At 33.8% G+C, this 14,895-nt stretch carries 13 protein-coding genes; 6 read left to right on the forward strand and 7 right to left on the reverse strand.

Annotation, left to right across the window (positions count from 1 at the left end):
* Positions 1–30: 30 nt before the first annotated feature.
* The 6 genes from KBP46_RS22280 to mnmE all read right to left on the reverse strand — a co-directional run bounded on the left by KBP46_RS22280 (position 31) and on the right by mnmE (position 6,515).
* Positions 31–843, reverse strand: coding sequence for a hypothetical protein (locus tag KBP46_RS22280; protein ID WP_216444214.1), 813 nt, complete (start codon positions 841–843; stop codon positions 31–33).
* A 61-nt stretch (positions 844–904) separates the two neighbouring features.
* Entirely contained in the window at positions 905–1,270 is a 366-nt protein-coding gene (locus KBP46_RS22285) for a hypothetical protein (protein ID WP_216444215.1), read from the reverse strand.
* A gap of 73 nt (positions 1,271–1,343) precedes the next feature.
* Positions 1,344–3,143 (reverse strand): hypothetical protein, encoded by a 1,800-nt coding sequence (locus KBP46_RS22290; protein ID WP_216444216.1) that lies wholly within the window; start codon positions 3,141–3,143, stop codon positions 1,344–1,346.
* A gap of 22 nt (positions 3,144–3,165) precedes the next feature.
* On the reverse strand, positions 3,166–4,323 hold the full coding sequence (locus tag KBP46_RS22295) for a site-specific integrase (protein ID WP_216444217.1): 1,158 nt from the start codon (positions 4,321–4,323) through the stop codon (positions 3,166–3,168).
* A 16-nt stretch (positions 4,324–4,339) separates the two neighbouring features.
* Positions 4,340–4,972 (reverse strand): helix-turn-helix domain-containing protein, encoded by a 633-nt coding sequence (locus KBP46_RS22300; protein WP_253297110.1) that lies wholly within the window; start codon positions 4,970–4,972, stop codon positions 4,340–4,342.
* Positions 4,973–5,129: 157 nt separating this feature from the next.
* The gene (gene mnmE / locus KBP46_RS22305) at positions 5,130–6,515 is read right to left on the reverse strand and encodes a tRNA uridine-5-carboxymethylaminomethyl(34) synthesis GTPase MnmE (RefSeq protein WP_216444218.1); all 1,386 of its coding nucleotides are present in this window, start codon (positions 6,513–6,515) and stop codon (positions 5,130–5,132) included.
* A 498-nt stretch (positions 6,516–7,013) separates the two neighbouring features.
* Between mnmE and KBP46_RS22310 the strand changes: the two genes are divergently transcribed.
* Both KBP46_RS22310 and KBP46_RS22315 read left to right on the forward strand, forming a co-directional pair.
* On the forward strand, positions 7,014–8,015 hold the full coding sequence (locus KBP46_RS22310) for a hypothetical protein (protein ID WP_148045412.1): 1,002 nt from the start codon (positions 7,014–7,016) through the stop codon (positions 8,013–8,015).
* 17 nt (positions 8,016–8,032) lie between these two features.
* Entirely contained in the window at positions 8,033–8,548 is a 516-nt protein-coding gene (locus KBP46_RS22315; protein WP_216444219.1) for a hypothetical protein, read from the forward strand.
* 73 nt (positions 8,549–8,621) lie between these two features.
* On the opposite strand, the gene KBP46_RS22320 is transcribed toward KBP46_RS22315, so the two are convergent.
* The gene (locus tag KBP46_RS22320; RefSeq protein WP_062672121.1) at positions 8,622–9,092 is read right to left on the reverse strand and encodes an Lrp/AsnC family transcriptional regulator; all 471 of its coding nucleotides are present in this window, start codon (positions 9,090–9,092) and stop codon (positions 8,622–8,624) included.
* Between the two features lie 142 nt (positions 9,093–9,234).
* Here KBP46_RS22320 and KBP46_RS22325 point away from each other — a divergent pair, with 142 nt between their 5' ends.
* The 4 genes from KBP46_RS22325 to KBP46_RS22340 all read left to right on the forward strand — a co-directional run bounded on the left by KBP46_RS22325 (position 9,235) and on the right by KBP46_RS22340 (position 14,721).
* Positions 9,235–10,623, forward strand: a complete 1,389-nt coding sequence (locus KBP46_RS22325) for an MFS transporter (protein ID WP_216444220.1) — start codon at positions 9,235–9,237, stop codon at positions 10,621–10,623.
* Positions 10,624–10,781: 158 nt separating this feature from the next.
* The gene (locus tag KBP46_RS22330; protein ID WP_253297111.1) at positions 10,782–11,492 is read left to right on the forward strand and encodes a metallophosphoesterase; all 711 of its coding nucleotides are present in this window, start codon (positions 10,782–10,784) and stop codon (positions 11,490–11,492) included.
* 111 nt (positions 11,493–11,603) lie between these two features.
* The gene (locus KBP46_RS22335) at positions 11,604–12,155 is read left to right on the forward strand and encodes a DUF2652 domain-containing protein (RefSeq protein ID WP_216444221.1); all 552 of its coding nucleotides are present in this window, start codon (positions 11,604–11,606) and stop codon (positions 12,153–12,155) included.
* A gap of 379 nt (positions 12,156–12,534) precedes the next feature.
* The gene (locus KBP46_RS22340; RefSeq protein ID WP_216444222.1) at positions 12,535–14,721 is read left to right on the forward strand and encodes an outer membrane beta-barrel protein; all 2,187 of its coding nucleotides are present in this window, start codon (positions 12,535–12,537) and stop codon (positions 14,719–14,721) included.
* The last annotated feature ends 174 nt before the right edge of the window (positions 14,722–14,895 follow it).

A 14,895-nucleotide genomic window follows, 5' to 3' on the forward strand; every position in this document is an offset into this window, starting at 1 on the left:
GGGGGTATTGTATTTTATGTTTTTTTGGCTTTATGTTTCTCTCTTTCTTTGAGAATAACTTTTAAAAGGTAAAATATCACAAACGCAAATTCTTTCTGATGGTTTTGGTTGACCTTTATCTTTTGTGAGAATATCCCAAACAGAATTTGGATTGAATTTTTCAACAGTTTTCGATACACCTTTCTTTTTTGTATAAATAAAGTTAGAACATATCCAGTTTTTTATTTCGGTTGATGAGCTTAAAATAAAACCGTTATACTTAACTCTTTTGAAAACTTCAACAAACTTATTCTGATTACTTGGAAATAATAATAACCTTTCAATTGGTTGTCCTTCCAAAACTTTTAGTAATTCATTTTCGTAATTTTCGAAATAGCCTTTCAATAAGGAATGTAGGACTTCTATTATTTCGTTATTTGAAAATCGTATTGATTTTTCTAGTATTTCAGGTAATTGCTTTTCAATTTTCGGAGCTGATGGAATATTAAATGAAAATAGATGCCTTAGTTTCATTAGCTTTTTTAAAAAGTAATCATTCGTACTCTTTATATTAATTAAAATTGGGTCTGCTAAATCAACCTCAATACTTGAAATTAAGCCATCAATTACCCATAAAACTTTCTCCCTGCCTCCTTCATCATCTATAATTTGTTGAAATGATTTCGTTAATTCTTCAATCATTAAGTCAAAATAAGTTGTCGCTGTGTAATTAGAAGGTATATCTGCAATCGACATGCTCACTCCTGCTAAACGCTTTTTATCGATTTCTAAAAGCCTTAAGAAAATTATATTTTCACTTATAGAGCTTTCATCTTTTTCATCCGAATTATTAAGTAAAATCATTGTACATTATTTTTTAATAAAAAATAAGAATATAATCATATTAGCTTGTTAGTATTCATCATTAAAATAAACTTAATTGATTTGACTTTGGTGAATAATCAGGGTTTGTTGTAAGATACCAAGCTTCAAAGCCTGTTACTTCACATTTCCTTTTTTCAATTTCCCAAAGCCTTCCAGCTTTTTCCAAATCTCTTTTATATCTACAAATATTTTTTTGAGGAACTCCTGTTGCTTCTGCAATCATTGAAGCCGTTGCAATATAATGTTGCAAATACTGAAATATAGTTTTCAATTGACTTTCAGTGGTTAAAAGCTTTTCAGGTTGTTGCTCATTTTTTTTTGTATTTAAAATGTTTGCAGTAACTTTTTTCGCAATACTATCAGTAAGTATTTTTAGTTCAATAGAACTTAATGTAACATTGTGCATAATCTTTAATTTTTAAATTATGCAGTAAAATTGAGTATGGATTTTGGTGAGGATTCTTAGGGATTTTTCCCTGTTATTCCTCGATTAAATTTTGCTTTTTCAAATACTGTTGTGTTTTTATCCAATTATTAGATAATTTTTCAACTGCATTAAGCCAATCTTTTGATATAGCTTGTAAATCTTTTATTTTGTTTAAATCAAACTTTAAAACACTTATTACTGCTCTATAAAATGTATCAGGACGCGAAAAACCTCTAAGTGAACCTATTCGTTTTAGTTCCATAGCATTATAACCTCCATCTATTACATTTATTGGTATTACTTCTCCTTTAGCATACAAATCAAAAATGTATGCTAAAGCATTTTCTTTTGCAATGTATTTTCGATCAGTTTTTATTACATATAAATTATTTTCTGTTTTGTTATTTTGTTTCGGCTGTTCAAATTTTAAGTTAGTGAGACTTTCATTTGCAATATCTCGTTGTCTGAATCCATCTAAAGTTTTTAAATGTACATCAATATCAATTAAAGATTTTTTATGGAATTCTCTCATTTCTTTGAATTTATTTTCAATAGACAAATTAACTATACCTTCAATTTCACAACCTTTATCTATTTCAGAATCTAATGCAACTGAAAAAATGCTTTTGATTTGATTAAACTGTCGCTCTAATAAATCATAATATGACATTTCTTTGGATTCATTTGTTGCTAAAAGCATTTTTGAAACTAAATCAGATACTCGTTTTTTACCATTTGCTAAATTTTCTTCATAATTACGGTAAATAGATTGGTTATGTATTTCACATTTTCTTTTTTGTGTCGCCCAATCATCATTAACATCAAAATTCTCAGGTATTGAAAAATAACCTATCGTTTCCTTAATTTGCTGAAATGGCAAAGATTTTACGTCTGAAAACAAAGTCTTTTCCTCTTTGTTTAAATCATTTGAACGCCTAAATATATCACTTTTGTTTTTTGCACTATTGTAAAGGTTTTCATATTCAAAATATAATTTGCTAATTGCAATTACAGGGTTTAATCCTCCATTATATTTGGTTTTATAATTTTCATTAGTAAATGATAACATTAGCTTATGCTTAAAATCTTTTACTGCACTTTCAGATAATTCTTTTACCTCATCAATTTCACTTTGAAAAGTGCTGTTTTCTAATTTTAATTTTCGTTGTTCTAATAATCTTTTTGCTTCGCTATGCCTTTCATCTATTTCCACATCATTAAATTTTGTTTTGAAGTAATTCAAAAATTCAGGGAAAGTTTCAAAGTGTAAGTTATTTGAATTGCTTGTTAATTTTGTTACTGCTTTTGATATTCCTTGCTCATCTAAACTTTCAACAGTTACAATATTTGTTTGAAGTTTACTAAATTCATTAAAATCTCCATCTTTAAAAAACTCATAAAATTCATTTAAAGTTCTGTCTAATTCAAAGAAAAAGAATTGCAAATAAAAATCAAAATTCGTTTCATTTCTAAAGTTTAGATATTTTTGTTTCGCTTCAAATATTGAGTGTAAATCATCTTCATTAAAATTTCTTTGAAGTTCAAATAAATCAGATTGTGCGGTCAAATTTATTATCGGTGTACTAATATCCGCAATATTCAATTCCTTTATTTTTCCTTTTAAAGGAAGTATTATTTCTGCATCAACAATATCAAACTGCTCTGCTATTTGTATTTGTAGCTTATCATACTCAATTTTAGACTTATAATTTTCGCTTGGTCTTATAGAACTTCGTTTTTCAAGCAATTCGTTTGTTTTATTAATCAAATTTTGTTTGCTCAATAAATAGTCAATTTTCGAATGCAGGAAGTCAATAAATTTGAATAAATTTCTAACGTTTTCTGTAAGCATTGTGTCTTAATGATTTTAAATTTTACAAATCTAATTTTATTTTATCTGCGGCATTTCGCTTCTTTTCATCAACTATTTTAGCATAAATCTGCGTTGTTTTCAAATTTTTATGTCCTAACATTTTGGAAACTGTGTAAATATCTGTTCCGTTATAAAGTTGTAAAGTTGCAAACGTATGGCGGAAATTATGAAACGATATTTTTTTTGTTATTCCAGCTTCTAAAATCCATTTTGCTAATTGTTTGTTGTGATAAGCTGAATAAGTTAGATTCTCAAAAACGTTTTTGTTTTGCTCCATCTCTTTGGGGTTTTCACTACCTTTCGTTAGATTGTATGCTTGTTCTGAAATTGGATAGACTTCAACACCTTTAGTTTTTTTATGATCGAAATTAATAAAGTAGCCTTGTCCATTTATATACTCCATCTCCCTCCAAACCATTTTTTTCACATCTGAAAATCGTAATCCTGTCAATGCAGAAAATAATACTGCCCGTTTATACAAATCATTTTTAAAAGGCGTTTTTACCAATTCGTTAAGTTCTTCAATAGTAAGATACTCTCTTCGGGTCTCTTCGGGTTTTATGGGGCTAATTTTAGCATTGAGGTCGGTTTGTAAAATCCCATCTTTAAAAGCCTGTTTTAGTGTTGCCTTGATTTTGTTAAAATATGAAACTGCTGAATTCCGAGAAAGAATTGCTTTATCACTTTTTTTGCTTTTGGTGGTTAGTAGAAAATCTTTGAAATCTTCTAAAACAGATTCGTTAAGGTCGACAAATTTTAAATTCCCATTAGTAAACGTTTCGAGATAATAAAGCGCAGAAATCCAGTTATCATAATTACTTGCTTTACGTTTATTTGCCAACTTTTGGAAATATTCAACAAAATTTATTTCTCCTTGTTCTTTAATTTTCAGTTGTTGCTTTTCATACTCGCTGTATATCTCAGGTTTATTCAAAAGGTTTTCTCGTTTTTGTCTTATGCTTTCAGCAATCTTTATCGTTTCAGAATTATGCTGCTTATCTATTACTGCTCTAGCTTTATCAATAACATAAAGCCCTAAAAATTCTCTACGAGTCGGCTTCCCAGTTTTTGGATGTGGTATTGCTGGATAAAAATCTAAATAAAGACTTTTACGCCCCTTAGAAATAAGCTTATCTCTTAGTGTAACTTTGGTTATCATTTTTTTATCTTTTGATTTACTTAAAAATATCATTAATAATTACCTTAGGAACATATACAAACTTTCCTTCTTTCATTTTTTGAATATTATTTCTTTTTATAATATTCTGCAATGCAGATTGAGAAACTTTAAATTTATCCTGTACTTCCGAAATTGTATAACATTCTGAAACTTCCAGCGGTTTTATAATTTCCTGCTCTTGTTTTGGTGTATTAAATAATTTATCAATTTCCGAACGTTTTATAATTGTCTTTTTTATTAAAATATTAGTTGCTTTTAACTTTCCTGTATTGATGAGTTTATAAATATTCTGTTTTGAGCAACCAATTAATTTTGAAACTTGCATAACGGTTAAAAATTCTCTCGTTCTTAAGTCCTCATGTCGCCTTTCTTTAATTTGTTGTGTTTCAGTAATAGAAACATTTATTTTCTCCGCACGTTTACGTGCTTTGTAGGCACGTTTAGCACAATTATCCGAACAACATTTTGTTACAGTAGTTCTTGCAGTAAATTCTTTACTACAATACTCGCAAATACGTTGTATTTTTATTCTGCTACTCATTTCACTTTGTTTTGCATCAAATTGTATTAAAGTTTTTAATATTGTGTAAAAGTGACAACCAAAAAACCTAAAAAAATCGAAATCCATGTAAAATTTCGTTTGAGGTACAACAAAGGTACAAATTTGTACCGATTATAACAAAACAACGCAAAAGAAACGTATATTTGCAAAAAAGAAAAAAGCCCTATAAATAAGGCTTTTCAGTGTTTTAATACAGGTTTTTCGATTGTATATTTTGCAATAGTTACTTTCCGATACAAAACTTAGAAAAAATATTCCCCAGCACCTCATCATTGGTCACCTCTCCGGAGATTTCACCAAGATGTTCCAGTGCATTTCTAAGCTCGTACGCCAGTAATTCTGTAGAGATCTGGAAAGAGATCGCTTCTTTCACTTTATGAACGGCATCCATCGATTTTCTCAAGGCTTCAAAGTGTCGTTGGTTAGTGATGACAACGTTATTTTCTTCAGTTTTTAAATGTTCCACATACGAAGAAAGTTCATTTTTCAGATCCTGAATATTTTGATTTTCAACTGCTGAGATTTTGATAAAATCAAATTCGTGAGAAATAGCACTTCTGAAAATATCTTCTACTGTTTCATATTTGGTAGGAATTACTTCATCAATTTTTGTCGCACAGATAATCAGTTTCAGATCTTCTCTCAAAAGAGACTGGATCATTTCAATATCCTCAGAAAAATCCTCGGTAGCAGCATCTGCCAGATACACTAAAATATTGGCGTTTTCTACTTTTTCTTTAGCTTTTTTTACTCCGATTGCTTCAATTTCATCAACTGTTTCACGCAGTCCTGCAGTATCAATTAATCGGAAAGCATGGCCCTTAATATGAAGAACTTCCTCAATGGTATCTCTCGTTGTTCCGGCAATATTACTCACAATCGCCCTTTCTTCCTTTAAAAGAGAGTTCAGCAGCGTAGACTTTCCAGCGTTCGGTTTTCCAATGATGGCAACCGCAGTTCCGTTTTTAATGGCATTTCCGTATTGGAAACTTTCAATCAACGAATTTAATTTGACTTCAATTTTATCCAGTAATCCGCTTAGGGCACTTCTGTCTGCAAATTCCACATCTTCTTCTGCAAAATCAAGTTCCAGTTCAATTAAGGAAACGAAATTTAAAAGGTCAGTCCTCAATACAGAGATTTCATTGGTGATTCCTCCTTTCAGCTGGTTGATGGCTACTTTTCTCGAAGCTTCATTTTCAGAGGCGATGACATCAGCAATCGCTTCTGCCTGAGAAAGATCAATTCTGCCATTGATAAAAGCACGAAGGGTAAATTCCCCTGCTTTAGCCATTCTCGCCCCGCTTTTGATCAGGGTTTCAAGAATACGTTTTCCGATATGCGGAGAGCCGTGAAAAGCAATCTCCACAGAATTCTCAGTGGTGAAACTTTTCGGAGCCAGGAAAATAGAAAGCATCACCTCATCAATAGCTTCCTCCTCATCCATAAAATAACCGTAATGAATGGTGTGAGATTTCTGTTTTTCCAGATTTTTGGCCGGAAAACTTTTCTGAACCACAGATAAAGCTTCATTTCCTGAAACACGGATGATGCCTAAAGCACCTATTCCATTGGCCGTAGCCAGTGCACATATCGTATCGTTATTCATGCTGCAAATTTACGGTTTTTAATGTGAATTTGAATGGACGTCTGTTATTCAGATTATCTATTGTTGTATTCAGTTAAAAACAGCTAAGGTTAAAAAAAGGCTATGTTTTGAGGATGTGTTTGTATGAAAGATGTATTTGCTATATCAATAAATGCCTAATTATTTCTATTAAACATGGAAAGAAAATACCATTTGAAAAATAAAATCCAGAAAATAATTCTGTTGAATATAGGGGCGATGTGAAGAGTGTAATTTGTTGTGGTGTAACAATTATAAGTGTTTTTTGATAGCCTTGGCAGTCATATATAGTGTTTAAATATCATATAAAAACGAAAAAATTAAACAGTTGTTTGGTATGTTAATTGTTGTTAGTGGGGTCGATAATGTTGAAAATTTAAATATTTTTTATTTAAACAATAATAATTTATTAAAGTATTATAAATGTGTATGAATAACCTATTTTTTTTAAACATTAATAAAAAATTATCTTTTTTATTAATGTTCGTCTTCAGTACAACGGCTTATGCCCAGTGTATTCCTTACACCGGACAGGCGCTCACAAGCGGAAATACCTATTGTCTTAACGGAACCCTCAGTGTGACTACCAATATCAGCATCCCGAACGGAGCAACCCTTATTATTCAATCCGGACAATTGCAATCCAATAGTATCCAGGTCGATGGAGTATTGGAAATTGGTGATGGTGCAAGTGTTAAATCCACAGGAACAGTGAAAGTAGGAACTTTCGGATCTCAGAAGAATTCAAAAATTACATTAGGAGCGAAATCTTTTCTATCCCTTGTAGGATCAGTGATTCAGGAAGATCCGTCATTTGGTGGTTTTTATCCCGGAACAACTTCAGTTATTGAAATGGGAACAAGCAGTGTGGTAGAGATTTGCGGAACATTTACCCAACAGTCTACCACCTATCCTTCTGTTGAATATGTAGGTATTCCTACCGGGAGAGCGTACTGTATTGCAAAAGCAGACGTAAGTGGCGGAGGAGGAGCTTCCATCATCAGTGATGACAGCCAGATCGTAGCTATTGTCATGGGATCCGTAATAGGACTAGGAATGGGGAATTCCAGTTTCTGTGGACCAAATGCAACAAAAGCAATGTGTCCCTCTCTTTGGCCTGAAGGATTGTCTGAAGCTAAAACAAGTTGTGGAAATGCACCCCTGATTATTGATGAGATCGATGGATTTTGTACAAAACCCGGCATTTCAGGAACCCCTGACGGATATACAAAATTCGGAATTACCGTACAGCAGAAAAGCGATTCGTGGCCTGAAAATATTCCTAATGGATTTCTGGCTATGGAATCAAAAAATAAAGGTTTTGTGATTACCAGAGTTCAGCATGTAAGCCAGACGCCACAGCCCGGAGATGCCATCGCAGAACCGAAAGAAGGAATGCTTCTGTATGATATTCAGGATAAATGTGTGAAGCTTTATAACGGAACTGAGTGGAACTGTGTACAAAGAAGCTGTAATGATTAATCTAACCGATAAATAGTATGAAAAATATAAGAAATATAGGTATAGCAGTTGCTTTAATCGTTTTCAATTCAGTTTTTGCGCAAGTAGCGATTGGTAAACAGATTGTAGATGGAAGCAGTACGATATTAGATTTTGATAATACATCAGGAAATACAAAAGGTTTAATTCTTCCCGCTACCTCAGGATTTCCTGCAGGATCTCTGGTGAACGGAACATTCATCTTTGATGTAACAGATAATAAAGTGAAGGTCTACGAAAATGATGCGTGGAAATCCTTGTCAGATACCGGAAGTTCAAGTGCAATTGCTGCTAATAACTCTGCTGAAATAGGGAAGGGAGTGATTATGGGTGAAGCTACAAGTTCTGCTGACGGCGTATTGGTGCTGGAATCTCAGAATAAAGCGATGATTCTTCCTCAGATAGCCACGCCGCATTTTAATGTAAAAAATCCATATCCGGGAATGATGTGCTATGATACAACCAGTAAAACACTGGCGGTATTTGACGGCTCAGTCTGGAATTACTGGAAATAAACAATAAGCTAATCCGGAATATTCCGTTGAAAAGAAAAAAGCAGCCATGTACAATACGCGGCTGCTTTTTAGCTTAAATAATCTGCACACTTTCCTTAATGCTGTTCATGACAAAAATGCTCTTCGTCTGGCCGATTCCTTCAATTTCTGATAATTTGTTCACGAAAAACTCATGAAATTCATCCATATTGGGAGCAAGGATCTTCAGCATAAAGTCAAAATCCCCGCTGATATTGTAAAATTCTACCACTTCCTTCAATCTGCCCACTTCCTCAATGAATTTTCCCGCAGTTTTCTTGTTGTGAACATTTAAAGCGATCATACAGATCACCATCATCCCTTTATTAACCTTTTTACGGTCAACCACAGCAGTATACTCTTTAATGATTCCCTGTTTTTCCATACGTTTGATACGCTCATGCGTAGGTGTAGGACTCAAATTGATCCTGGCCGAAATATCACGGATACTCATCTTCGCATCTTTCTGAAGAAGACGGAGGATAGATAAGTCTTTTTCATCAGGAATATAGTTTTCAGTTGCCATTTTGTTCTGTTTTTATAGGTTTTTTCTGGTAGATCAGGTGTTTTGTTCTTTTAAATATTTGGAATATTCAATATTGTTCCAAATTTAAGGTTAAATTTTCAAATACGTTCTGTTAATTTTAATTTTGCAGGAAATTTGAAACATGGGTACAAGGAAGAATTTAATATTAATTTTAGCATCGGTAGGAACATTTGTAGAGGCGTTGGATATTGCCATTATTAATTTGACCATTCCTTCTATTCAGCAGCAGTTTCAGATTGGAGCAGAGACGGTTCAGTGGCTGCAGACGCTTTATGTACTGTTCTTTGGAGGATTTCTGATTATTGGAGGAAAGCTTTCCGATCAGATTGGAAGAAAGAAAATGTTTCTCCTTGGAGCATTGATCTTTATGCTTACTTCACTAGGAGCAGGATTATCTCAAAACTTTGAAGTGCTGGCTATATTCCGTGCTTTGCAGGGATTGGGAGCAGCGTTAGTGATGCCGTCAGCATTATCCATTGTGACCAATACCTTCAGAGGGGAACAGGAGAGAAACCGTGCTATCGGAATTTTCAGTTCATTTGCTGCCATTGGTTCAGGTAGTGGTCTTTCAGTAGGAGGAATTATCAGTACTTACCTGAGCTGGCATTGGGTTTTCCTGATCAATGTTCCTATTCTTTTAATTACATTGGTGTTGTCGTACTATTATCTGCCGGCAGATGAGAAAAATGAAACCGCTCAGAAAACAGATATGGTTTCAGGAATATTGATGGTCCTTGGGCTTTTAAGTCTGACTTACGGAACGCATGAATTGATTCATATTAAAGAACAGCCTTTCCTGATAACTGGTTCTTTGGTTTTAGCATTAGTACTGCTTGTTATGGTGTACTACCGTTTAAAATCCGTTGCAGAGCCTTTGGTAGATTTAAAACTGTTTAAACATAGATCTTTAGTAGTTTCCAATGCGGTATTTTTTACTCTGGGAGCGTTTTTTATCGGGTTTTTATTCCTGATTTCACTGATGCTTCAGAAAGATATGGGCTACAGCGCTGCTTCTGCAGGGTTAATGCTTGTTCCCTTCAGTATTCTGTCTGCGTTAACGGCCAAATTCATTTTGCCGCACATATCAAAACGTCTGAGTTCCTCTCAAATGGGTGTTTTAGGATGGTCATTTATGCTGGCCGGAGGATTATTGCTGCTGATTTCTGTTTATGCAGGACATCCGCTAACCGTAGTTTTATTGGGAGCTGCATGTATCTCCGGAGTTGGAATGACGTTTTGTTTTACCGCACTTTCAGTGATGGGAATCCAGGATGTGGAACCTGCAAATTACGGATTGGCATCAAGTCTGAGCTCTACAAGTTACTTTCTGGGAGCAGGTATCGGATTGTCATTCATGACGTTAATGAGTCAGATCTTTCCGTCAGAATTATCAGTGGGAAGCTTAAATCTGATTATTTTGATCAGTTACGCTTTACTGGCTCTCGGAATGTTATTTTATTTTATATTGAAAAGCGTAAAAGTGAAGCAGGCAGAAGTAGCCGTTTCATAACAGGCGGCCTTAAAAATATACAAACTATATGAGGAAGGAATCGGTGCTTAGGTGCCGGTTCTTTTTTTTTGATTTTTGCTATTCTGTTTCCCTTTATTACCTTTGCTGTTTACTATATATCATGAAAATACAGGTCATCAGCGATCTTCATCGGGAATTTGGAAGTACGGAATTATGTTTTTGATCACGCAGATGTGGTGGTGCTGGCAGGTGATATCAATCTGGGGACCAAAGGATTTGAATGGATTAAAGAAGCAATACCCAATAAACCTGTAATCTATGTTTTGGGCAATCATGAATACTATAAAGGTTCTTACCCTAAAACACTCCATAAGATCAAAGAGGCGGCGTCGAACTCCAATGTTCATGTGCTTGAAAATTCACATGTTGATATTGAGGGAATTCGTTTTCACGGGGCAACGCTGTGGACTGATTTTTCCATCTTTGGAAATCCTGTTCAGTACGGAATGCTTTGTCAGCCCAAAATGAATGATTATAAGATGATCAAAAGAGATCCTTCTTATTCGAAAATGAGAACTTTGGATACCTTTAAAATTCATCAGCTTTCAAAACAATGGCTAAAAGAAAGTCTTGAAGACTCAAAAGAATTTAAAAATATTGTCGTTACCCATCATGCACCCAGTATACAATCTGTTCCTGAACATTACAAAGAAGATCCGTTAACAGCGGCTTACGCTTCAGATTTGGAAGATGTAATTAAAGAGTACCAACCCTTATACTGGATTCACGGGCACATTCATACTCCCGTAAGATATAAAATCGGAGAAACAGAAATTATCTGCAATCCTCATGGCTATATTGACGAAAAATATAATGGATATGATAAGGACCTGATGATTGTTGTTTAAAAAATAGAAGTAAAATTTCCACAGAATTCTTTTTTTGTCTTAAAAATGATAAAGTAAAATTGAGCCTGCTTCGTCTGTAATGCTAAAGCTGGTTTTTAATCCATTATCATTATGAAGACAAGTATACAAGAGGGGATTATTCTCATTCCGGATTTCAGCGGATTTACCGAATTTGTGTTCAATACAAAATTGTACACAGGCGAGTATATTGTGAGACAATTATTGTCTACACTGATTGATGTGAACGATCAGTATTTTGAAATTTCCGAAATTGAGGGAGATGCCATTTTATTTTACCGTTATGATGAAAATCCATCCTACCAGAGTATTTCAACCATGTTGTGGAAGATGAGAAGTGCGTTCAACAGGAAGATAGAGGAGTTGAGTAAGAGTTTGAGTACGAAAATTGATCTGGCTCTCAAGTTTATTGTTCATTACGGTTCCTTTTCACAGTACAATATTGGAAACTTCAGAAAATTATATGGAAAAACAATTGTGGAAGCCCATCAGCTTTTAAAAAACGGAGTGGCAGAACAGCCTTCTTATGCGCTTTTCAGTAATTCTTTTCTGGAAAGCAGTAAAAATAAAAAGTCAGATTTTAATCAAGACCCGCTTCGTTTGCCGGAAGTAGGCGTTATCCATTATTTTGAAAATGTAAACTAGCATATATTTTTTAATATTATTCCTTGTAAATTTGCTATTGCTAGCGGCCAGGGTGAGATCCTGGCTTTTTTTTATGGGGTTTCTTTTAAATAAAAACTGATTTTAGACATTGGTAGTAAAATATTCCTGTAATTATGGTGGATTTTAAAACATTTTTAAGTTAAATTGAAATTATGTTTAAAATACTTTTTTAAGAATATTATTATAAATGTGATTTATATTACTTGTTTTTATTGAATAATGTGTAGTGTTTTTGAATTTATGTTTAAATTCAGTATTGGTATCTTGTTGGTAATTAAGTGTTTATTTTAATTTTTTTCTTTTTTGATGTAACGAAATTATGGAGTTAGTGGTCTTATAGATAAAACTATAATTTCACATGAAAATACTATTATTTCCAATAGCACTATTAACAGGCTCATTAGCAATAGCTCAGCAAGCTCCAGCTCCGGCAGCCAACGATACTGTAAAGGGAAATGCAAAAGAAATCGAAGCTGTTACTCTGGTAGCCAGAAAACCAACAGTAGAATCGAAAATAGACAGAACTGTATTCAATGTAGCCAATAGTGCAATTCTGGCAGGAAACACAACATGGGATGTTCTTAGAATGACGCCTTTGGTAAGTATTGATAACAATGATGAGGTAAAAGCCGAAGGGCAAATGGTAACGGTATACATCAATGACAGGAAATCGGTTTTTACTGGGAAAGAATTGAAGGAATATCTTAAAACAATTCCAGCTGATAACCTGATGAAAATTGAGGTGATTACCAGCCCGTCTTCCCGTTATGAAACTTCAGGATCCGTGATCAATATTGTCCTTAAAAAAAGAGATGACGAAGGGATAAAAGGAAGCATCTCCCTCAACAACAGACAAAGTACGAAGAACTCACAATACACGAATTTCAACCTGAACTATCATAAGAAAAGGTTTACCCAAACCTTTATAGGAGGCTACAATAGCGGAAATTATGTACAAAAGACTCAAACATGGGATAACCGTTATGCAACAAATAAACTGACTCAGTTTAATTTGGAGAATGTGATGAGAAACGAAAGTCCGTCTATTTCTTCCACTTCAGAATTTGAACTGAATGATAAAAATAATATAGGATTTGTAGCAGAGTATTCACAGAGCAGAAATTTGTCTCTGTCTGAATCTAATGGAATGATCTTCAATAACGGAGAGCCTGGAGATTCTTTTCTTCAGACTCAGAATACATGGGGATTCAACCGTAACCTGGGAACCAATGCTTTCTATAAATATTATGATAAAGAAAAGAACAGAATTTTAGATATTAATTTAGGAACCAATTACTCCAGCAATGACAATGACAATTTAATTGATAAACAAATTCATAATCAAACCGGCAGCTCAAATCAGCAGCTGGGAGTTATCAGTTCAAATCAGATGCGTAATTATTATCTGAAAGTAGATTATACACAGCCTTTAGGGAAATCCGGCGGTACGATGGAAGTAGGAGGGAAAACGGAAATTAACAACCATGTTATTCCTAATAGTCTGTATGGATTCAGTATGAATAATAGTAACTCAGAATTTTACAATCTTGCGAGAAATGATACCTTTCATTATGAGGATAATCTGAGCTCTTTATATGTTAACTATAGTAAGACATTCTTCAAAAAACTGGAAACAAGAATCGGAGTACGTTATGAATACATTGATTATAAAGTAAGGCAGGATGTTGCAGGCACAGAGAGAAAAGATTCATACGGAACCTTTCTTCCCAATTTATTGCTGAAATATAATTTTTCAGAGAAATTTGACTTAAGTCTTACCTATAACCGAAGCATATGGAGACCTTGGTATTCTGAATTTAATCCTTTCCTCGTTCCTGAAATTAACGGAACCTATTCCAGAGGAAATCTTTATCTGAATCCCAATCCTAATGACCGGCTTTATCTGAAATTGGGAATCCTGAAAAAATACTTTATCTCTGCAAGATATATGCATACGAATCAGGATTACTGGACAACTTATGTTACGGAAAACGGAAGAACAGTTTCACTGCCAGGGAACTTCGATGGAAAGGTTGAAAAATATTACCTTTTTGCGAATACCAACCAGAATTTCCTGAAAAATAAACTGAATGTGAATGCCGGATTCGGATGGTATTACATTAATAATAAGGATTTCAACCAAAAGAATGATCTAAGAGGTAAAGACTATATCAGTTATTGGGGAGCTTCTGCCAATGTATCTTATACGAATCTTTTCAATAAAAATATTAATCTGAGTGCATGGGTAGAACTGGCCAACCAGAATAACGGAAACTCTTATGCGAATAATACCAATGTTTTCCATAATATTTCAGTGACCAAAATATTCCCGAAAACGCAGATGGAACTAAGCATGCAGCTGATGAATATCTTTAAAAGACCTTATGGTGATAACACAACTTATAGCCCGGACGGAACGTTCAGAGAGTACTCAAAATGGGACTGGTACGGTGTTTCCCTTACTTTTGTAAAACGTTTTGGAAACCAGAAAGTAAAAGAAAATACAAAAACCGACGTAGAGAAAAACGGTGGCGGTGGAAAATAATTCAGGAATTGTTAGATAAAAATGAAAGCAGGTTTCCAATTGGAATCTGCTTTTTATTTTTTGCTAGAAGCTAGAAGCTAGAAGTAGTAAGGTAAATTCTTGATTGTCTATAAAAATCTGTGAAATCTCTGTGATCTTTGGGTGAAAAATTAAAAAAAACAGACCCCAATCAGG

It is taken from the genome of Chryseobacterium sp. PCH239 (assembly GCF_018924625.1).
In the GTDB taxonomy this organism is placed as follows: Bacteria; Bacteroidota; Bacteroidia; order Flavobacteriales; family Weeksellaceae; genus Chryseobacterium; species Chryseobacterium cucumeris.